This window comes from Formosa sp. F44 (assembly GCF_056238645.1).
Window position 1 is genome coordinate 116,769 of the sequence record NZ_JBWDLJ010000006.1, and the last position, 20,591, is coordinate 137,359.

Sequence of the window (20,591 nt, forward strand, 5' to 3'; positions counted from 1 at the left end):
AATATTAATAAAATGAGTGATTTAAAAAATAAAATTGCGGTTATTACTGGAGCTACAGGTGGAATCGGTTTCGAAGTAGCAAAAAGATTAGGTCAAGATGGATATACTGTAGTTTTAAATGGTATTGAAGATGAAATCGGAGCAGAAAGAGTAAAAGAACTTACTGCTGAAGGGATCACTGCTGAATATTTTGGATTTGACATGACAAAAGATGAAGCTGTAACTGAAAACATTACTAAAATTGGTGAAAAATACGGGAAAATCGATGTTCTTGTAAACAACACTGGTGGTATTGGTGTAAGAGCTAGATTTGAAGAAATGACAACTGAACAATACAGATTTGTTATGGCTTTAAACTTAGATTCAGTATTTTTTGCTTCTAGAGCTGCTATTCCTTTCCTTAAAAAATCGGATAACCCATCTATTATCAACTACACATCTAATGCAGCATGGAATGGTGCAGGACCTGGAGCTGGAATCTATTCAGTATCTAAAGGTGGAGTACAATCTATCACTAGAGCTTTAGCTAAAGATTTAGCTGAGTACGGAATTAGAGTAAACGCAGTATCTCCTGGTACTATCGATACGCCTTTCCACGCTCAAATTAAAGCAACTAAACCAGAAGTTTTTGCTTCTTGGGCAAACAGTGTTTTATTAGGTAGATTAGGTCAACCAGAAGAAGTTGCTGGTGTTGTTTCTTTCTTAGCTAGTAAAGATGCTTCTTTTATCACAGCAGAAACTATCCAAATTGGTGGTGGTCAAGCTTTAGGTATCTAAGTTTATATCATATTATATTTAAAAGGGTCTGCTTTACGCAGACCCTTTTTTTTATGCCCAATTTTAAGAAGTTCATTATGCTTCATTACATTTTAGGTAAACAAATCTGTGCTGAAGGCATCTCTTTCTGGTATCTAAGTGGTCTTAAGTCTAACGTTTTGTTAAAAAACATTCTAACCGGTATCTTTTATTTAAGTTTGTGTCATGCAACAAGGATTAAAATCGGAATTAACCAAACAAATTATTGTAGACGAGGCGTTTAAGCAGTTTTACGAACAAGGTTTTAAAACAACCAGTATCGATAAAATAATGAAAGCATCTAAGCTTACAAAAGGTGCGTTTTATCATCACTATACAAACAAGAAACAATTGGCGCTTGAAGTCATTGTTTTAAAAGTGCAGAAACGTGTTAGCGATAGTATGATTCTTCCGCTATACGAACCGGGAGATGTAATCGCTATTCTAAATACTACATTTTTAAATAGAATTAAGTCCTTTAGTGGTTACGAAAAGCAACATGGTTGCCCCATGAATAATTTAATAAATGAAATTGGGGATTTCGAAACCGCGTATCAATTGGCGTTAAAACATATTGTAGAGACATGGAAATCGGCATTAATCGCATTGATTGATAGAGGTAAATCCGAACATACCATACGAGAAAATGTGTCTAGTAAAGCCACTGCAATCTATTTAATAAGTGCTTTTGAAGGCATCCGTGGTATTAGAAAACTATACGACGACGACGTATTATTAGACGATTACCTTTTAGGATTGTCTGAATATATACAGCAATTACAACCTTAATATGTGTATCATTTAGCATGCTATACAGTGTGTTTTTAAAATATTAATTATGACAAATAACAGAAGAGATTTTATTAAAAGAACAGCCATGTTTGGTTTAGCTAGTGCAGCCGTACCGCAATTTGGTTTGGCCGCAAATGAAATTTTAAATAAAGAAGACAACATCATGAACATAAGACCTAAAGTATTATTTTTCGATGTAAATGAAACCTTATTGGACCTTACAACCATGAAAAAGAGTGTAGGAGATGCACTTGGTAATCGTAGTGATTTATTGCCATTATGGTTTACTACCATGCTACAATATTCATTAGTATCTACCGTGGCAAATCAATATAACGATTTTGGAATTATAGGCGCCGCAGCGCTTCAAATGGTAGCGGCGAATCATGGCATTACCTTATCAGAGAAAGACGCTCAAGAAGCCGTTTTAGAACCTATAAGATCGTTACCTGCGCATCCTGAAGTAAAGGATGCCTTACAAAAGTTAAAAGACGCTGGATATAAATTAGTCTCGTTTACAAACTCATCGAATAAAGGTGTAGAAACGCAATTTAAAAATGCTGGCTTATTAGATTATTTCGAAGAGCGATTAAGTGTTGAAGATATAGGTAAATTTAAACCTCATGCCGATGCATATGCTTGGGCCGCTAGAAAAATGGGCGTAGAACCTAAAGAGTGTTTATTAGTAGCAGCACACGGTTGGGATATTTCTGGAGCATTATGGGCCAACTGGAGAGGCGCATTTGTAAGCAGACCAGGTGCACAACTTTATCCGTTATCCCCGAAACCAGAAATTAATGAATCTAATTTATCATTAATTGCAGAGCGTTTAATCGCTTTAAAATAATAAGATCATGTACCGGAGCTAAGCTATCCGTATGTTTTTAAATCAAAATCTTAAAAAATTAAATACTATGAATCTGGAAAATAAAGTTATTATAGTAACGGGTGCGTCTCGTGGTATTGGTAAAGAAGTCGCTTTACTGTTATCTAAACATGGTGCCAAAGTGGTTGTAAACCATTCTAATAGTGATGCTGATGCAAAAGAAACCGTATCTCTTATCACTAATAATGGTGGTCAAGCCATTGCCGTTAAAGCAGATGTAAGTAATAGGGAAGAAGTAACTGTATTATTCGATACAGCCATTGAAACTTACGGAAAGGTAGATGTGTTAGTAAACAATGCTGGTGTTATGAAAGCAACATTACTTAAGGATAGTACGCAAGACGATTTTACGAAACAGTTTGAAGTAAATGTGAGAGGTGTTTTTAATACCTTACAAGAGGCTGAGGATAAATTAGCAGATGGCGGAAACATCATTAACTTTTCATCGTCTACCGCGAAATTAATGTTTCCTACTTATGCCATATATTCTGCAACTAAGGCAGCCGTAGAGCAAATGACTAAAGTGTTTTCTAAAGAAGTAGGACGTGGAATTTCGGTAAATGCATTAGCGCCAGGACCTACAGAAACCGATTTATTTTTAACGGGAAAATCTGAAGCGACCTTAGACAAATTAAAAGGCATGAATGCGTTTAACCGTTTAGCGCAACCTATAGATATTGCAAGAGTGGTCTTGTTTTTAGCAAGTGATGAGTCGAAGTGGATTTCTGGTCAGATTATTGGTGCCAATGGTGCTATGGTTTAAATCCGGAAATCGGTTTTTATTTTAAGTATCTTTGCTTTTAAAGCGGCCTTAAGGTAGTAACGGAGCCTTTTAGAATGATTTAATTTCTAAAAGAAAAAGAAGCCCTTATGCTATAGATTCCTAATTTTGAAGTTTTAAACAAACCCAACACCTAAAACCTAACACCATGCATATCGTTGCCCAAATACTTACTGCTATTGTTGCTCTAGAACATCTTTATATTTTATGGTTCGAAATGTTTGCTTGGGATACTGTAGGTAAGAAAACCTTTGACACACTTCCGGCGGAGTTGTTTAAAACTACAAAAGTATTAGCTGCGAATCAAGGACTGTATAATGGGTTTCTAGCCGCTGGATTACTATGGTCGTTTTTTATATCAGATCCTTTGTGGGCAGAACATAATAGAGTGTTTTTTCTAGTTTGTGTTATCGCAGCAGGATTGTATGGTGCAAAAACCATCTCTAAAAAAATACTAGTGGTACAAGCTGTTCCTGCTATATTAGCTTTACTATTTGTATGGCTATCTTAAAATAATTAATAACACATATATTCTGTTCTATAACATACAAAAAGCGAAGGTTTCCCTTCGCTTTTCGCATGTATAGTACTGTGAAATTATATGGCTTAATTCGCAGAACTATTAAATCTGTATGTAATCCCTACATTAAGACCAAATGAAGAATATGGCACTTTTTGAGCTAATTCTTTAGAAGAGTCTGTTTCTGTATTAGATAATTCATCTACATATGTTGTTTTCTTAACAAATCCAGGAGGCAAATTGTCTATAGTATATAAACCTTCAACAGCTACAGTACCATCAGGTAAAACAACGTTGGTGTTGAAACTTTGAATTTCAGAATCTTTACGTTTTAAGCTAATACCGTAATATTCAGCTTCAGCAAAAATACTGAAGTTAGAATTTAAGTCGTATTTATATCCTAAAGCGGCTACAAAACCAAGAGGGAATACCCCGTGAAAATCTTCAACATAATTTGTTTGAGTATAAGAACCTGAAGGAAGACCTTGTGCGGCCGCGGCTTCATCAGAGAATACAAGCTTATTACTAACAACTGCTTCAGTTTTACCACCTACTTTTAATAAGGCTCCAAAACGTCCGTATACGTTATTTGTAAACTTGTATACCATAGATAGTGACGCTCCATAAGCACGTGCTCTAGCAATGGCATCTGTTTGTTGATTAGGTAAATTTACTTTTTCGATAGTTTGGTCTGCACCATTTAAATATCCAAAACTTACATCGGCTCCAAATGTATCATTAAAGAAATATGTTCCGCGTATTTGAAAGTTTACACCTTCACCAAAACTTCCGTAATAGTTCTCTACCCCAGAAGCATTTTCTTCTGTTCCTAATTGCATTCCAGCACTAGCGATTGCGTAACCTGTACTTGCTGAGACTTGAAATTGTGCATAAGACATCGTACTTAATAGAACGACTGCCATAGTTAGTATTGTTTTTTTCATGTTTGTTTAAATTTTTTGTAAAAATAGAATTTATTCAGTTTAAAACACTATTTTTTGTGAATAATTCATTTATACGGGTAAATATTGGTGTAATTAACACATTTTTTTTGTAATTCCATACTTAATAATTAAAAATATTTCATCATATTCCGTTTTTTTAACAATACTTATCTTTCAAATAAGTGTTTATTTACGTTAGAATATGTTTTACTTTTGAATAAATTCGTGATTATGACACCGCATGCCTTTAACCATATTCTTAATGATATAGATAAGAATCCAATTCGTGTTTTGGCCCTCGACACTGAAACGATAAAATATGTGCCTTTAGATTTATCTGAAACACATTTAGAGTTACAAACTATAGATGTGTCGTCTTCCTTGCATTTTGGGGAATATATAACGAGCTATTCAAAAACGCATCAGGCTAACATTGCTTTTGGTGGTTATTTGGAGGTGAGGAACTTATATAAGCGGAGTACGTACTTTAATTCTGAAAATAAACAAACCGAGCGTAATATTCATTTAGGAGTCGATCTATGGTGTCCTGCAGGAACACCTGTTTTGGCGGCCTTGAACGGCACTGTACATAGCTTTAATAATAATTTAAATCATGGCGATTACGGGCCAACTATTATTTTAAAACACAGCATGTGTAATATAGAATTTTACACTTTATACGGTCATTTAAGTTTAGATTCTATCTCTAATCTAAAGATTGGAGAAACTGTAATTAAAGGACAGCACATTGGACAATTAGGTACCTCGGAAGTGAATGGCGATTATCCGCCACATTTGCATTTTCAAATTATTAAAGACATGCAAGCGTTTACAGGCGACTATCCGGGTGTGTGCAATGTATTAGATTTAGAATATTATACCACAAACTGCCCAAACCCGAATTTGCTATTAAAAATTTAGTATTTTTAGTTTTGAGATATTTGATGTTAACTAAAAAATTAAGACCTTTATGTCTGCGTTAAATAGAAATATTTACATTAGTTTGTTTGACTATCAGAACTAAAGTTGTTTGTGTTATATTTACATAAACCAGTTCCCAAATTCTTTATATGAAAAAAGTAAAATTGTACATCGGCATGAGTTTAAATGGAAAAATTGCTGCAGCTGATGGTGGTGTAGATTGGTTAGAATCTATTCCAAATCCAGATGAATCTGATTATGGCTATTCTAGTTTTTATGACTCTATAGATACAACAATACAAGGTCATGCCACATACAAACAAATTTTAAGTTGGGATATCGAATTTCCGTATCTAAGTAAAAGAAATTATGTGTTTACCAGAGACGAAACTAAGCGTGACGATAGAAATGCCATGTTTGTTTCAGAGAATCCTATAGATTTTATGAGAGACTTAAAATTGAAAGATGGGAAAGACATTTGGTTAATTGGTGGCGGACAAATAAATACATTGCTTTTAAATGCGGGCTTAATAGACGAGATTCAAGTGTATGTTATGCCTATTATTTTAACCGAAGGAATTAATCTTTTTGAAGCTTTACCAAAAACAACCAATTTGCATTTAGAATCTACTAAAAGCTACAAGAGTGGGGCTGTAGAAATGTTATACACCCTTAGTTAAATTATACTTTTAGATTGAGGTGCTAAAGCGGTTTTAAAAGTTCCAGTAATTCGTTAGAGGTATAATATTCAAAAACTCGTTGTCTGACAGTAAAGTCGTTGTTTAAAAAAATGGTGGCCGGAAGTGAAAATGGAACACCTGCTCTAGAGGCCAGAGCCAATGGAATTTCATGTATGCCGTTGCGCTGTGTTAACGATTGTGTATTGGTATACGTCACATTCTCGAATGTAATAGTATCTTGAGTTTCTACATCCATTTTAATGGCATAATATTCCGAGTTAATGGTGTGTATAACATCGGTTTTAGTAAATACTTTACGTTCTATTTTTTTACAATATGCACACCATTTGGCATGGAAAAAGATAAAAACGGGTTTAGGGTTTTCTTGTAAAGCCACTTCTAATTCTGCAAAGGTTTTCCAATGAATCTCATCGGTACTTTGAGAGGTAGCATTGGAATAGCCTCCGAGAAAAACACAAATTAAAAGAATAGATCTTAGCATGATAAATGTTTTAAAAATCACCAAATTTTAATCCTACAAATACGGTTCTTGGTCGGTTTGGTCCATATATATAAGTAGAATCACGCCCTGCTCCAGAATCAAAATCGTCTTGGTAACTGTTAAAAATATTTTGTATTCCACCACTAATCTCTACATGAAAATCTTCTATAGGATCGAAGTGATAGGTTAGCTTTGTAGTCATATCAAAAAAGGCATCGGTGTCTACAAGTTCCATAAATCCAGAGTCACTTATAATATGTGGCACAATCATAGATCCTGTGTAACTACCGGTAACGTCAAGTCTTAAATCTTCAATAATTTCCCAATTAGAATTTAAAAAACCATACACATTTGGGGAACGTGCGAACTCTTCTAAAATAACATCTTCTTCTCCAGGGTAACTGCCATCGGCTTCAAAAAGTACTTGATCTTCTTTATATATAGATTTCTGAAAGGTTACTCCCGCTTGGAAAAACAACGATGGGCTAGGAGAGATACTAACTTCTATATTTGTTCCAGCAACGTAAGCGCCCGCTCCATTTCTAGATTCTTCTAAAATAGATCCATTAGGTAACGGTGTTCCTGTGCTTACTATGGTAAACGGATTTTGTAATGTGGTATAAAACCCTTCAGCTAAAAAATTGGTTTGAGTTTTATTGTAGTCTTTTGTGAAATTTAAAGAAGCTGTGTAGGCATTAGAAAATTCACTTTCCAAGTTATTAGACAAGATAACAAAACTTTGTTCGCCACCAACAGAGGCAATATGCAGATCTTCGTTAAAAGCTTGTGGCGCACGAAATCCTCTGGCATAACCACCTCTAAATTGAAGGGCGTCGTTAATGTTATATAATACTGTTAAGCGCGGACTTAAAACCGTTTCGTTAACTTCTGAAGTGCGCTCTATATCTTGAATGGTATAATATCCATCCACATCAACATGGTCTAATCTAGCGCCAATTAAGGCCGTAAAGCGTGCGGTTGGTTTCCATTCGTACTGACTGTAAAACCCGTAATTATTCACTTTCTGATCTACCAAACGATTATAGCCTGTGATAATATCGTCGGTGTCATTCATTTGAAATTCTACGCCCGAGGTAAGTACATCGTTATTTTTAAAATTATGAGTAAATTTTGCTCCGGCAACTAAGGCCAAATCTTTAGTGGTACCAAAGGCATTATTGGCCGCAACAGAATCGGCATGCGTGCGTCCGCCTCCCAAGCCACCATAATAACTCTCGCGATCGGTATGTTGTACAGAAACGTAAGCACTTAAAGCATTTGTTCTTGCGTCGTTATATAATTCGTAATCTAGCCCTGCAAAAATGGTATTATGGTCCAACTGTTCGGTAACATCTGTAAATTGAGGTGCAAGCTCTAAGCGATCGCCACCTCGTCTAAACTCTTTAATAGCTGTAAAGTCTATTCCAATTCTACTATTATCGTTAGGCTTTATAAATGCTTTTGTTCCGAGTGAATTGTTGGTGAGTTTTGTAATTTCACTAAAGCCATCATCATTCGCATCATAAGCATCTCTATGTCTGTACATACCATATACCGTTATACCTGTAGTAAGCGCTTCGTTTACTATAGAGGCATTCATATTTACACTGCGGTCTGGTGTTTTTCCATCAATTAATCCCAAATACGAACTGACATCCCAAGTATTGTTTATAGGTTCTTTGGTTATTACATTAACCGTTCCTGCAATAGCATTAGAACCAAAGAGGGCAGAACCACCACTACGTACAACCTCGACACGATCAATAATACTTACGGGTATTTGTTCCAATCCGTACACGCCATTAAGCGCACTAAAAACAGGTCGGCTATTTACCAGTACTTGGGTGTATTGCCCTTCCAGACCGTTAAGACGAACTTGGGTAAAACCACAATTTTGACAGTTTGTTTCTACGCGAACTCCGGGCTGAAAATTTAATCCATCGGCTAATGAAATAGATTGTGTGGCTCGGAATAATTTCCCACTCAACACATTTACAATAACTGCTGCTTCTTTTTTACTAATTCTGTTTCTGGTAGCACTAACAACAACTTGGTCTAATCCCAAAGCATCTTCGGTTATGTTAAAATCTATAGTTTGATGGATTCCAGATATAACTTCTATTTTTTTAGTTTGGGTGCGATAACCTTGATATTGAACGATTAATGTAATCTCGCCTTCAGGAACATTTAAAGCATATTTTCCATTAACATCGGCATCGACACCTTGAGTTCCGGATTTTACATAAATACTAGCAAATGGAATAGGTGCGCCATTAGAACTGATAGTCCCTGATATGATGGTGTTTGATTGTTGTGCCGAGACGACAAAACCGATTAAAAACAGTAAGTAAAATATTTGTTTCATAGGTTGTAAAATATATTTGTTTGTTAGACTAATTAAAAGTTTAGGTAAAGCTAAAACTTTATTCTGTAAGAATAAAATGTATCTTTGCATTTTATTTTAAAATTATGTTCACACCATCTGAAGAGAATTATTTAAAAGTCATTTTTCATCTGCAACAAGATGTCGATAAAGGCGTTTCTACAAGTAGTATTTCTGAACGATTAAATACTAAATCGGCATCGGTTACGGAGATGGTTAAGAAGCTTTCTGAGAAGAAGTTGGTGAATTACCAAAAGTATTACGGTGTACATTTAACCGAATCAGGATTGGTACATGCCTTAAGTATTATAAGAAAACACAGGCTTTGGGAATGCTTTTTGGTAGAACGCCTTAACTTTAATTGGGATGAGGTGCATGATGTTGCAGAGCAATTAGAGCATATAAAATCTGCAAAGTTGGTAGAAGAATTGGATAAGTTATTGGGACGACCATCTTACGATCCGCACGGAGATCCCATTCCAGATGCCAACGGAAGTTTACCTGAATCTTCTAAAAAGAAATTGAGCCAGTTAGGTGCAGGGGATCAGGTGGTGTGTAAAGGTTTTAAAGATAATTCGTCTTCGTTTCTGCAGTTTTTAGCAAAACAAAACATTGGATTAGGCACCGTAATTGATATTTTAGATGTCGAACCTTTTGATGAAAGTATGAAGGTTAAAGTCGATAAAAAAGAGGTTACACTTTCTAAAATGGCGACCAATAATATTCTTGTGTAACAGCTCCCAAGTTTCCGATTAACGAAACGGATTGGGATTAATATTTTGGCTAGCTTTTTGGACGATTTCCAATATACGTTTCGCGCGTGTGGGTTCTCTTTTAGCACTAAGAATCCAGTATAAAATGTTTTTCTTAACCGAGTTACTCAAGCTCTCGTAATACATTTTCGAGCCTTCGAAGTTTGCAAATTGGGCTTCTAAATCGTCTGGAACTATAAGGGCATCTATAGGATCTAAAAAAGACCAAGATCCGTTTGCTTTGGCAATGTCAATGCAGACTTGGCCGGCATCGGTCATTAAATGGTTTGCAGTTAAAAAGTCAACTTTATCTTTATTTACTTTAGACCACGTACTGTTCGGTTTTCGTTTACTAAAAAACTGCATGTATGTTTCACTGTCAATAGATTTTTTTACGCTATCAATCCAACCAAAGCATAGGGCATGGTCTACCGCTTCACTCCAAGAGAGATTCTGTACAGGAGCATTTTTCTTATAAATAATTAACCATACAGAAGCTTTATTTTTATGATGTACTTCTAACCATGTACGCCAATCGTCCCGGTTTTTAGGGCAAAACTGTTCTATGTCTTTTTTTGTCATCTGCTTAAAATAGATTTATAACCACTTTTTCTTTTTAAAATATAAGAAGGGTAACATCGCCGATAAAATCATAATCACTAGTATTATGGGATAGCCATAAGCACTATTTGTTTCCGGCATATTATTAAAATTCATACCGTACACGCCGGCAATAAATGTAGGAAGTGAAATACATACGGTAACGACGGTAAGCGTTTTAAAAATATGATTTTGCTCCAAATCGATTTTGTTAGAGACATTTTCTCTTAAATCATCTAATCGATCAAAATTAAATTGAATATAATCGGAAACCACAGTTAAATCATTTAGCTCGTCTTTAACCTCGGAGCGAATATCCATTTTTTGTTCCCAATTGCTCTTTATGTATAAACGAAATACTCGGGTGGTTTCGATTAGTAATTCTTTAATAAGAAGGTTATTAAAATTAAATCGGGTTATAATATCCATTTCATGACTTGAAATGTCTTTTTCAATGAGAATGGAATTAGCGAGTAGTTTTATTTTGCGAGACAGATTTTCGGTGATATCGGCATAATAATCCGAAATAAAAGCAAACTGAAAATTAAAAAGGCTTCTTACATCTGTTGCTTTATGTAAGAGTGCCGCTTTATTTGGGTAGATGTCGTTAATATATTTATCCATACTACTCGATGAAAATAGAAACAATCCAACTTCAGAAATTATTATAAAATAAGGTTCCTCAATTAATTTTCTATTGGTGTCGTAATACGGTATAGAAAAGTGAAAGGCAGCCTGATTATCGTCTTCTAAAAAGTGAGAACTAATTTCGATGTCTTCGTAATTCTTCATTATCGAGAAATCGAGGTTATACTGTTCTGTGAGATATTTTAAATCGGATTCGGAATAATCAAGGAAATGCATGATGAAGAAATCTAATTCGGAAGGAATTTCATTAATGTTTTCCGCTTTAATTATGTTTTTACTTTTTAATAAAATGTCTATCATCATACTATTTTTGAGAGCGACAATTTAATTATAAATAGGTGGGGAATAAAACATATCGTTACGTTTTAAAATAATATAAGCTACCTAACTGACTTAATTAGGCGTTTTACTATCAGTATACTAGCGAGATTAAAAACAGAGATCCTTTTTTTAGTGTTTTTATTAGGTGTCGTAGTTTCCTTATTTAGCATTTTTGGCGGCTATTATTTCAATATTTTTTTTAATAAAACGCTTTAAAGATTATTCCATGAAAAAAATTAAGATTTTAATCGCAACTTGCCTTCTAAGTACGACCTGTATGTTTGCTCAAGACAAGAGTCTAGATAGTACCGCAACTACCACGGCAAGTGCTAGTGCGGCTCAAGCAAACAACCCGTTAGCAAACATGACGGCGGTAAGCTTCCAAGATTATTATATGCCAAAACTAGCAGAAGCACCAGACGCTGCATTTATGAATACCATGTGGGTGCGTTTTGCTAAGCCCGTGGCAAAAGGAAAAATGTTATTACGTGCCTCTATGCCGTTTTCGTCTTTAGGGATGCCTAACGTAAATGGTGTTGTAAACACGACTAGTGGTACTGGAGATTTTAATGCTTTTTTATCTTATAATTTTGTGTCTAATGCCACAACAACCATGGGTATTGGTCCGTCTATAACAGCACCAACAGCCTCAGACGATCTTTTAGGAACAGGAAAATGGCAAGGAGGATTTGCATTTGTTGGTTTCGTAGCTAAATCGCCAGTGTTTCAATTTGGAGGATTAATTACATGGCAAGCATCGTTTGCAGGAGATTCGGATAGAGCAGATACAAGCTTAGGAGCAATTCAACCGTTTTACTTTTGGCAATTGGGTAAAGGGACATATTTAAGAGGAGCACCAATTTGGGTATTAGACTTCGAAAAAGATGCATATTCTATCCCAATAGCATTAGGTATTGGAAAGGTAATTAAATTAGGACCTACAGTGTTTAATTTGTATATCGAACCACAATACTCTATGTATGTTAAAGGTACACAACCTGTATTTCAAGTGTTAACAGGTATTAATTTACAGTTTATGAAATAAAAATTACTTCAATTTTAATGTACTATAAAGCCTCAATGTTTTTTAATATTGAGGCTTTTTTTATGTGTTATAAAGCACAAGAATTTAGCATTACTAATAGCGTATTGTTTTTGAGGTTAGCTATGAGTTTTATATCTTTTAACTGAATTAAAAATATGTATGGTTTATAGTAAAAAAGCATCCGTTTGGGAATTATCAGTTTTACAACTCGCCGCCGATAAAGTTTGGTATAAAGGCGTGGTTTTAAAAGGAAATAGAGATATTCAAAATAAAAAGGACAAAGCCTTTCAAAATGCAATTCGCGTTATTTGTTCATATTTCACACCTGTATTGTCCAATCAAGAGATATGTATTCATACAAAGGCAGGATTAATATTTACAAAAACCGATACATCTGGTCGGTTTCAAGCCGTTTCTGACAAGGCATATTGCGAAGATTTAAAAATTACACTGTCCGGCTCCGATGAGGTTTTAAAATTAGTTCAGAACTATCCTGTTTTTTTTCAGGAAGAACAGAGAACGTTAGATATTATTTCAGACATAGACGATACTATTTTAGTGTCTAACACCGCGAATATTTTTCAGCGTATTAAAACGTTATTATTCTTGGTGCCGGAGCGACGTACAGTAATCGAGTTTACCAAAAACATATTTCAGGCTTGGGAAGATGTAAATCCACGATTGTTTTATGTGTCTAAAAGTGAGAGTAATTTATTCGGACTTTTAACTACATTTATAAAACATAATGAGTTGCCTTTGGGGGTATTAACGCTTACACCATATTTGAGTTTTTTTCAGCTGATAAAAGGACAAAAGCCAATAGATTTTAAGTTGAATGCTATTCGTTTTCTAATCACGCAGTCTAGAAGTAAACATTATATTTTGGTAGGAGACGATACCCAAAAGGATATGGCAATTTATACCACTTTAGCTAAGGCGAATCCCGAACTTATTTTGAAAATATATATTCGCAGAACCGGTAAGGATATTAGTGAAACACAGCAAAAAATGTGGGAAGAGTTGTTGGCTACAGGAACCTCTGCTTCTTATTTTTTACCAGAGCATGCAGATTCCATTCTAAAAGAAATAGAAACTCTAAAAGAGGAATTAATATGAAATTATTATTTGTAGTGAACCCCATTTCTGGAGGTGTAGATAAAAAACCTTTTCTAAAAGAAGCTAAGGCAATCTGCGATAATTTTGGTTTAGATTTTAAAATATTTAAAACTACAGGGCACTCAGACGAAGCGAAATTAAAAGACTTATTGCATGAGTATTGTCCCGACAGAGTGGTGTCGGTTGGAGGCGATGGAACTACCTTATTCACTGCAGTGGCTTTACTAAAAACAGATATTCCTATGGGTATTATTCCTTTAGGTTCGGCCAATGGAATGGCTGTAGAGTTGGGCGTTTCTCAAAAACCAATTAAGGCGTTTCAAGACATTATCATGTCTAATATAATTGGAGACCTAGATTTGGTGAGCGTCAATAAAACCCACTATTCCATTCATATTGGAGATGTCGGAATTAATGCCAATATTGTAGATGGATACGAAAAGGATGACAACCGAGGTATGGCTACTTATGCCAAGTATTTTATTGAAGCTTTAGGTAATGTTGAGCCTTTTAAGGTAAAGGTTGAATGCAATGATGAGGTATATCATTCGGAAGCCGTTATGCTTGGCGTTTGTAATGCTAGAAAATATGGAACTGGTGTGCCCCTAAATAGTGAAGGCAATCCCATGGATGGCGTGTTCGAAATTGTTTTAATTGAAAAAATTAATGCTAATGTTTTAATCAAAGCCGGACTTTCTAGTTTTGATGAAACGTTTTTAGACAGTCAGAATAATAAAGTAATTAGTACATCTAAAGCTAAAATTATGTTTGACACACCTCAGTTATTACAATTAGATGGTGAAATAATAGGCGAATTTAAAACCTTAAAAGTTAAGATTTTAAAAGGCGCCGTAAAGTTAATTACGAGTAAACAGAATGTGTATGTATAACGTGAGGCTACCTTAAATATAGAAAGCTAAACTTGAGGGTTGATATCACATATTTTATAACTAAAAACAAAAGACTTAAGCTAAAGTGGCGTGCTTTAGCTTAAGTCTTTTACATATTCCCACCAAGCGCCATATATAAATTAATACGCTGAATAATTTTTTCACCTTTAATATTCAATAAGTCGGTTTCAGATTTATACAAATCCATTTGCTGGTCGATTAAGTTTCTCATATCGACTAACCCTACTTTAAATCGCACCTGTTCTAACTCAAAAGCTATTTGGTTACTTTCTACAGATTGTTTAATAAATATCTCACGTTCTCCAACCGTTTGTACGGCATCTAATGTGTTTTCTACATCTGCCATGGCATTTAAAACGGTGCGGTTATAATTTTCAAGCGCTTGTTTTTGTTGCGCTGTTCGAATGGCTACATTAGCTTTTAACGCACCACCTTGATAAATAGGAGCTACTAATTCGCCACCAATACTTCTGATAGGGTTTGAAAATTCATCGGATAATTGAAAAATCTGACTGTCTAAAACGCCTAAACTTGCGGTTAAACTCAGTTGCGGTAATTTGGCTGCTTCTGCTTCTCCAACACGATAAAAAGCCGCATTATAGCGCTGTTGAGATGCCAAAACATCTGGACGGCGTTCTAGGATTTGCAACGGAATTCCAGCAGGGATTTCTGCGTTTAGCTCAACCAATTCATTTTTAACTTCTATGTCTGCAGAAGGGTAGCGGCCCAAAAGTAATTCTAATGCACGCAATTGATTGGCATAAGCCAGTTTTAATTGACGATTAGCATCTTTTAAACTATTTAGATTGGCATTAGCCATTTCTACATCTATCTGAGTTCCAATCCCAATATCGAATCGGTTTTGAGAAATCGTCTTCATTTTTTCAGAGAGCTCAATCATTTGCTGTGCCAACTGCATTTGCAAATACGTTTTCGATGCTAAAAAATATGTTCTTGTAACATGGGCAGCTATAGACAGGCGAGCAAAAGATTGTTCACTTTTCATAGCTTCTAAATTGGCTTCTTCTGCACTTCTAGCACTTCTTAGTTTGCCCCAGATGTCTATTTCCCATGAGGCCGCAAATAGTGCGCCGTTTAATCCGTTGCCAAAAGTACCTCCCAGTTTTGTACTCTCCCTTCCTAAGATGGAGAACGCTGGACGTAAAGCCGCTTGCGCTGCTTGAAGATACCCATTGGCTTCTTCTATACGAGCACTCGAAATTCTTAAATCGGGATTGTAAACAAGGGCTTCATTAACCATGCTGTCTAAAACCGGATGATTAAAGGTACTTAACCAATTGTCTTTTACCGCTAATGTATCTGCACTGTTTTGCCAAGTAGAGGGCAAAATAAAGTTCGCAAAAGCCTCTTCTTGTAAATCTTCGCTAGTTCCAGGTTGTTTTACCGCACAACTTTGAATGATACAGAGTCCTGAGAAAATCAACAAAAATTTAAATATGTTTGTGTTAAGGTTCTTCATCCTTAATGTAGTTTAAGTACTAACCAGTCCATTTTGGTACCGACTCTCATAATTACTTTTCTAACCAAATGAATTAAAGCCCCTTTTTCGGTGTATATAGCTCCTTGTCCGATTGCTCCAGGAGCGAGAAATAAATCTTTATCGGCTTCAGAAACACTTAATCGCACAGCGAATCGACCTTCGGTTAAATGAGATTCTTGCGTATCTGGTAATCTACCACTCGCTGTAATTTGACCTTGAGCATTCGCCCAAATGATATGATCGACTTTACATTTTATTATTTTATTCGGGTAGGTTTTAAGAGCAACTTCGGCAGGATCACCATCTTTAACGTATCTAATTTCATTCTGATTATATAGTGCAATAATCCATTGTTCATCTTCAATAAAGGTCAGTACAGGTTTTATAGGAAATTGTACAGCTATGGTTCCAGGACGTAATTGTAGGTTTACAATACGACCGTTGGACGGTGCAAGATATACTGTTTGAGAGAGTTTCCACTCGGCTTCCTGCAGTTCCACTTGCGCTTGTTCTAAAGCGGCACGGGCCTGAGTAATTTCAGATAATTCACCTTCAGTATTCACGGCAGAAATACGTTGTAAATACTGCGATTTTTCTGAAAGTGCCACTGTTCTCTGTGCTTGTAAATTACTTAAATTAGCCTGAGCTTGTTCGTAGTCGAATTTAGAACCCGCACCTAAATCGGCTAATTGTTTGGTTTGTTGCTCTCGTTTAATGGCTAAATCCAGTTGCGCATCAATCACATGAATTCTATTTGTAGCTCCAGAAATTTGGTCTTCTAATTCGCGATCGTATGCTCTTGCACTAAGTACTTTAGCTTCTAACGACGGAATTCTAGATTTAAGATTGTCTACTTTTAATTGGAAAGGAACGGGATCTATTTTAAATAAAGTATCTCCCTTTTTTACATGCTGATTAGGTTTTACCTTAACTTCTGTAACCATTCCTGTTACAGTGGGTACAATTTCTGCATTATAATTTAAAACGCGCACATCGTGAGACGATGGTGCAACAATATTTAAAAATAGGATAAGCAATGAAATCGCGACTACTGGAATAATGTAAACAATAACTTGCGAAACGGTATTCCATGGCAATAGTTTGAATTTAAAAAAGATAAGCCAAACAATTCCACTATATATAATAAGTAATAAAATTTCCATAGGTTGGTGGTTTAATAGGTGTGTTTAGGTAGCCTGTTAGAGTTCTGGCGAATCTGGCTGAGGATCATTTTTACTTGAGGCTTTTTCTTCTTTAAATTCTTTTAAAGTGGTTTCGTGGTAATCGCCTTTATCGGTGCCGTAAGCCATTTTGTAAAATACAGGTTTACTGTACGCCCATAACCAAGCTAATGGCCAAAGAAGACCTCCAAAAAGCAAAGACAATAAACAGAGTACTTTAATGGCTTGCGCTTGTGGATGATTGCGTTTTTCGGCAATTTTTTCTGGTAGTACATGTACAAATAGAAAGCCTCCAATTAGAGCGATTGGAGCGATAATTAGAGCAATCCAACTAACAACTTCGGCGACAGAATCTTCAAAGCCACTGTCGTGAGTTTCGGCTACAGCAATAAAAGGCAGTAAAAAAAAGAGAAATGTAATACGGTTCTTAAAGGTTGATTTATATCGCATTAGATGTGGTTTTTAACAAATATAGTTAAAATTTAACACGATTTTAAGAAAATATTATTAGAGCTGTTTGGTTCTAAACGTGGGGGTTTTTCAGAATTTTAAATCATTAGAAAGCATAACGTTGGTATACGTAAAGCCTTTATATGCTATTTGATTGAGATCTTAAAATAAATATCAATGTGTAAAATTCGAGTTTAATTAAATCTCAGAATTATCTATAGCTTTCTCAAAAAGAATACCACCTCTGTACATGCCTTTAAGATAAGGCTGAATTTCTTTGCCTAAATCGGTTAAACTGTATTCCACTCTTGGTGGGACTTCAGGGAAAACGGTCCGGTTAATTAAACCATCTGCTTCTAATTCTTTAAGCTGTTTGGTGGTCATGCGTTCGCTAATGTCTGGTAGTAATTTTACCAATTCGCCATACCGTTTATTGCCTTGAAAAAGGTGTAAAATAATGGTTCCTTTGCGTTTGCCTTTTACCACATTTATAAAGGTGTCTATGGGACAATAACTTTTTTTCATTTTTTTTCTTTGCTAACCTATTGCTCTGTACAATTCAGAATAAAATGTTCGTTACCCAACATATTGTAAGGTGTTGGTTGTTACCATTATTATGCTGAAATTTGTATAAAAGTAAGTAAAATTAAACAGAATTAAGATGAAAGCAAACAATTCAATTTTCAAGGCTTTTCGAGTAGAAGAAGTCGATTCGGCTTTTAAAACTTCTATTAAAGATATGGCCGTTAGTCCTTTAAATGAAGATGAAATTCGAGTTAAAGTACACTACAGTTCACTGAATTATAAAGATGCTTTATCGGCTTCTGGAAATAAGGGTGTAACCAGGCATTTTCCGCATACTCCAGGAATTGATGCTGTAGGGATTATTGAAGAATCATCTAGTAATGCATGGCAAATTGGAGACCAAGTTATCGTAACCAGTTACGATTTAGGAATGAATACCGATGGTGGTTTCGCCGAAAATATTACCGTGCCTGCACATTGGGCTGTAAAATTACCAGAGACGTTAACAATGAAAGACGCTATGATTTACGGAACTGCTGGATTAACAGCAGGAATGTCTGTACTAAGATTAACACAACTAGTAAAACCTGAAGACGGGAAAGTTGTGGTGTCTGGAGCAACGGGTGGAGTAGGCGCTTTAAGTGTCGCGATACTAAATAAATTAGGCTATACTGTTGTTGCAATAACAGGAAAAGAATCTGAGTCTGATTTTTTAAAAGCGCAAGGAGCTAGTGAAATTTTATTGCGAAATGACATTGAAAACTTCGATAAAAAACCATTGCTAAAACCTCTATTTGCTGGTGGGATTGATACTGTTGGTGGTGTGATTTTAGAAAACATAATAAAAGCCACACAACCTATGGGAGCCGTTACAAGTTGTGGTAACGTAGCTTCGCCAAAATTAGACTTAACGGTGTTTCCGTTTATTTTACGAGGGGTGACTTTAATCGGAATTGATTCTCAAAATTATCCAATGAACTACAGAACCGAGGTTTGGAATAATCTAGCAACCGATTGGAAAATCAGTCAGCTAGAAGCCACAGCTACAGAAATCACTTTAGAGCAAGTCGATGATAAAATACAATTAATGCTTAAAGGACAGCTAAAAGGGAGAACCATTATAAAGATTACAGAGTAGTCTAGGACTTATCCACGATTTACGATTTATTCATAAAAAAAAAGATATCTCAATAAATAGAGATATCTTTTTTTGTTTCGTTCAATTTTAAAACACACTAAGCAGGTGTTAAATCGTTGTTTTTAGATTCTTCTGCGATTTGTTTACGCATTTGTTTTACGGTTAATGTGCTTCCGTCGTGGCTCCAACCTGGAGGTCCAAAGGCATACATAAACTTGTGATACCAATTTTTGCTTTTCTTCATATCTGCCCAAATGTTCTGATACTCGTGCATTAAAATCACATATAAATTATAAGACTCTGGAGGTGTAGACACGCCATATTCAATTTCAATAGTTTCATCTAATTCTTTCCATGTTCCAAAAATACGGTCGAATACATTTAAGAATCCACCATGATTTTTATCCATGTATTCTAAATTCCTAGCATGGTGAACTTGGTGCATGGTATGCGTGTTTAAGAATTTTTCGAAAACCCCTAACTTTTTAACGTACTGTGTATGAAGTTGAAACTGCCATAACGATTCAATTCCTAAGCAAACCACTAGCATTTCTGGCGGAAATCCAATAATTACAATCCACACATAAAAGAAAGGTTTGTAAAAAAGTGTAAACCATCCATTTCGTACGGCAGTACCTAGATTAAAATTATCGGAAGAGTGATGCACAATATGTGCGGCCCATAATACGCGTACCATATGGTTTTGTCTGTGAAACCAATAATATGTAAAATCGTCTAACAGCATACAAATGGCCCAAAAATACCAAGCATAACCAAACGATTGATATCCCATTATATTGGTGCGAACGCCATTAACTTCAGGATTAAAAAGGTCGTAAGCGAAATTAAAAATCAATATAACGGAAACCGTTTTTATAAGTGCGCCTAAAACGGCAGAACCTACACCAAGGGAAAGGCTAGAAATAAAATCTTTCTTTTTGTATAAATCCTTTTTATCCTTGTCAAAAACTTTACTATATGAGAATTCCAGGGCAATAAAGCCCAAAAAGCAAGGAACACCATATACTAAAGGGTTAGTAAAATCCATAAATTAATTTTTTCTGCAAGTTATAATATATTTTACTCGGAATTAAATCTCTTTTTAGTTGATTTGATTTTTAATAATTTTTATTCTTATTTTTAGTTGATATACTAATTTTATTGATTAGAAATGAATTCTTTTTCTAACACTGATAGTT

At 35.3% G+C, this 20,591-nt stretch carries 22 protein-coding genes; 12 read left to right on the forward strand and 10 right to left on the reverse strand.

Annotation, left to right across the window (positions count from 1 at the left end; genetic code table 11):
- Positions 1-12 precede the first annotated feature (12 nt).
- From AC0UBM_RS17060 to AC0UBM_RS17080, 5 genes are all read left to right on the forward strand, one after another.
- Positions 13-777, forward strand: a complete 765-nt coding sequence (locus tag AC0UBM_RS17060) for an SDR family NAD(P)-dependent oxidoreductase (protein ID WP_414035244.1) — start codon at positions 13-15, stop codon at positions 775-777.
- A gap of 204 nt (positions 778-981) precedes the next feature.
- Positions 982-1,584, forward strand: a complete 603-nt coding sequence (locus AC0UBM_RS17065; RefSeq protein ID WP_475689431.1) for a TetR/AcrR family transcriptional regulator — start codon at positions 982-984, stop codon at positions 1,582-1,584.
- A gap of 49 nt (positions 1,585-1,633) precedes the next feature.
- On the forward strand, positions 1,634-2,434 hold the full coding sequence (locus tag AC0UBM_RS17070; RefSeq protein WP_475689432.1) for a haloacid dehalogenase type II: 801 nt from the start codon (positions 1,634-1,636) through the stop codon (positions 2,432-2,434).
- A gap of 67 nt (positions 2,435-2,501) precedes the next feature.
- On the forward strand, positions 2,502-3,236 hold the full coding sequence (locus AC0UBM_RS17075) for an SDR family oxidoreductase (RefSeq protein ID WP_475689433.1): 735 nt from the start codon (positions 2,502-2,504) through the stop codon (positions 3,234-3,236).
- Between the two features lie 166 nt (positions 3,237-3,402).
- Positions 3,403-3,765 carry a DUF1304 domain-containing protein gene (locus AC0UBM_RS17080; protein ID WP_475689434.1) on the forward strand — a complete coding sequence of 121 codons (363 nt, stop codon included), beginning with the start codon at positions 3,403-3,405 and terminating at the stop codon, positions 3,763-3,765.
- 95 nt (positions 3,766-3,860) lie between these two features.
- Here AC0UBM_RS17080 and AC0UBM_RS17085 read toward each other — a convergent pair whose 3' ends face one another.
- Positions 3,861-4,718: an outer membrane beta-barrel protein gene (locus AC0UBM_RS17085; protein ID WP_414035249.1), complete on the reverse strand. Its 858-nt coding sequence runs from the start codon at positions 4,716-4,718 to the stop codon at positions 3,861-3,863.
- Between the two features lie 231 nt (positions 4,719-4,949).
- Here AC0UBM_RS17085 and AC0UBM_RS17090 point away from each other — a divergent pair, with 231 nt between their 5' ends.
- On the forward strand, positions 4,950-5,639 hold the full coding sequence (locus AC0UBM_RS17090) for a peptidoglycan DD-metalloendopeptidase family protein (protein WP_475689435.1): 690 nt from the start codon (positions 4,950-4,952) through the stop codon (positions 5,637-5,639).
- A gap of 149 nt (positions 5,640-5,788) precedes the next feature.
- Positions 5,789-6,319 carry a dihydrofolate reductase family protein gene (locus AC0UBM_RS17095; RefSeq protein ID WP_475689436.1) on the forward strand — a complete coding sequence of 177 codons (531 nt, stop codon included), beginning with the start codon at positions 5,789-5,791 and terminating at the stop codon, positions 6,317-6,319.
- 22 nt (positions 6,320-6,341) lie between these two features.
- Here AC0UBM_RS17095 and AC0UBM_RS17100 read toward each other — a convergent pair whose 3' ends face one another.
- Both AC0UBM_RS17100 and AC0UBM_RS17105 read right to left on the reverse strand, forming a co-directional pair.
- Entirely contained in the window at positions 6,342-6,821 is a 480-nt protein-coding gene (locus tag AC0UBM_RS17100; protein ID WP_475689437.1) for a thioredoxin family protein, read from the reverse strand.
- A 10-nt stretch (positions 6,822-6,831) separates the two neighbouring features.
- Positions 6,832-9,186: a TonB-dependent receptor gene (locus AC0UBM_RS17105; protein WP_475689438.1), complete on the reverse strand. Its 2,355-nt coding sequence runs from the start codon at positions 9,184-9,186 to the stop codon at positions 6,832-6,834.
- Between the two features lie 104 nt (positions 9,187-9,290).
- Between AC0UBM_RS17105 and AC0UBM_RS17110 the strand changes: the two genes are divergently transcribed.
- A complete protein-coding gene (locus AC0UBM_RS17110) occupies positions 9,291-9,938 on the forward strand; it encodes a metal-dependent transcriptional regulator (RefSeq protein ID WP_434036763.1) in 648 nt (215 codons plus the stop codon).
- Between the two features lie 18 nt (positions 9,939-9,956).
- Here the strand turns inward: AC0UBM_RS17110 and AC0UBM_RS17115 are convergent, their stop codons facing one another.
- Positions 9,957-10,538, reverse strand: a complete 582-nt coding sequence (locus tag AC0UBM_RS17115) for a YdeI/OmpD-associated family protein (RefSeq protein ID WP_475689439.1) — start codon at positions 10,536-10,538, stop codon at positions 9,957-9,959.
- A 15-nt stretch (positions 10,539-10,553) separates the two neighbouring features.
- Positions 10,554-11,507 carry a CorA family divalent cation transporter gene (locus AC0UBM_RS17120; RefSeq protein ID WP_475689440.1) on the reverse strand — a complete coding sequence of 318 codons (954 nt, stop codon included), beginning with the start codon at positions 11,505-11,507 and terminating at the stop codon, positions 10,554-10,556.
- 244 nt (positions 11,508-11,751) lie between these two features.
- Here AC0UBM_RS17120 and AC0UBM_RS17125 point away from each other — a divergent pair, with 244 nt between their 5' ends.
- From AC0UBM_RS17125 to AC0UBM_RS17135, 3 genes are all read left to right on the forward strand, one after another.
- Positions 11,752-12,570: a hypothetical protein gene (locus AC0UBM_RS17125; protein WP_434036761.1), complete on the forward strand. Its 819-nt coding sequence runs from the start codon at positions 11,752-11,754 to the stop codon at positions 12,568-12,570.
- Between the two features lie 159 nt (positions 12,571-12,729).
- On the forward strand, positions 12,730-13,686 hold the full coding sequence (locus tag AC0UBM_RS17130) for a phosphatidate phosphatase App1 family protein (RefSeq protein ID WP_475689441.1): 957 nt from the start codon (positions 12,730-12,732) through the stop codon (positions 13,684-13,686).
- A complete protein-coding gene (locus AC0UBM_RS17135; protein WP_475689442.1) occupies positions 13,683-14,576 on the forward strand; it encodes a diacylglycerol/lipid kinase family protein in 894 nt (297 codons plus the stop codon). The genes AC0UBM_RS17130 and AC0UBM_RS17135 overlap by 4 nt, the downstream gene beginning before the upstream one ends.
- Before the next feature lie 109 nt (positions 14,577-14,685).
- Here the strand turns inward: AC0UBM_RS17135 and AC0UBM_RS17140 are convergent, their stop codons facing one another.
- The 4 genes from AC0UBM_RS17140 to AC0UBM_RS17155 form a co-directional block, all read right to left on the reverse strand.
- Entirely contained in the window at positions 14,686-16,077 is a 1,392-nt protein-coding gene (locus AC0UBM_RS17140) for an efflux transporter outer membrane subunit (protein WP_475689443.1), read from the reverse strand.
- Between the two features lie 2 nt (positions 16,078-16,079).
- The gene (locus AC0UBM_RS17145; RefSeq protein ID WP_475689444.1) at positions 16,080-17,261 is read right to left on the reverse strand and encodes an HlyD family secretion protein; all 1,182 of its coding nucleotides are present in this window, start codon (positions 17,259-17,261) and stop codon (positions 16,080-16,082) included.
- 36 nt (positions 17,262-17,297) lie between these two features.
- Complete coding sequence (locus AC0UBM_RS17150) at positions 17,298-17,729, reverse strand: DUF3302 domain-containing protein (protein ID WP_475689445.1); 432 nt, start codon at positions 17,727-17,729, stop codon at positions 17,298-17,300.
- 198 nt (positions 17,730-17,927) lie between these two features.
- Positions 17,928-18,254, reverse strand: coding sequence for a winged helix-turn-helix transcriptional regulator (locus tag AC0UBM_RS17155; protein ID WP_475689446.1), 327 nt, complete (start codon positions 18,252-18,254; stop codon positions 17,928-17,930).
- A 136-nt stretch (positions 18,255-18,390) separates the two neighbouring features.
- Here AC0UBM_RS17155 and AC0UBM_RS17160 point away from each other — a divergent pair, with 136 nt between their 5' ends.
- Positions 18,391-19,392, forward strand: a complete 1,002-nt coding sequence (locus AC0UBM_RS17160; protein WP_475689447.1) for a YhdH/YhfP family quinone oxidoreductase — start codon at positions 18,391-18,393, stop codon at positions 19,390-19,392.
- Between the two features lie 97 nt (positions 19,393-19,489).
- On the opposite strand, the gene AC0UBM_RS17165 is transcribed toward AC0UBM_RS17160, so the two are convergent.
- Positions 19,490-20,440, reverse strand: a complete 951-nt coding sequence (locus AC0UBM_RS17165; RefSeq protein ID WP_414035265.1) for a sterol desaturase family protein — start codon at positions 20,438-20,440, stop codon at positions 19,490-19,492.
- Positions 20,441-20,591: the final 151 nt, after the last annotated feature.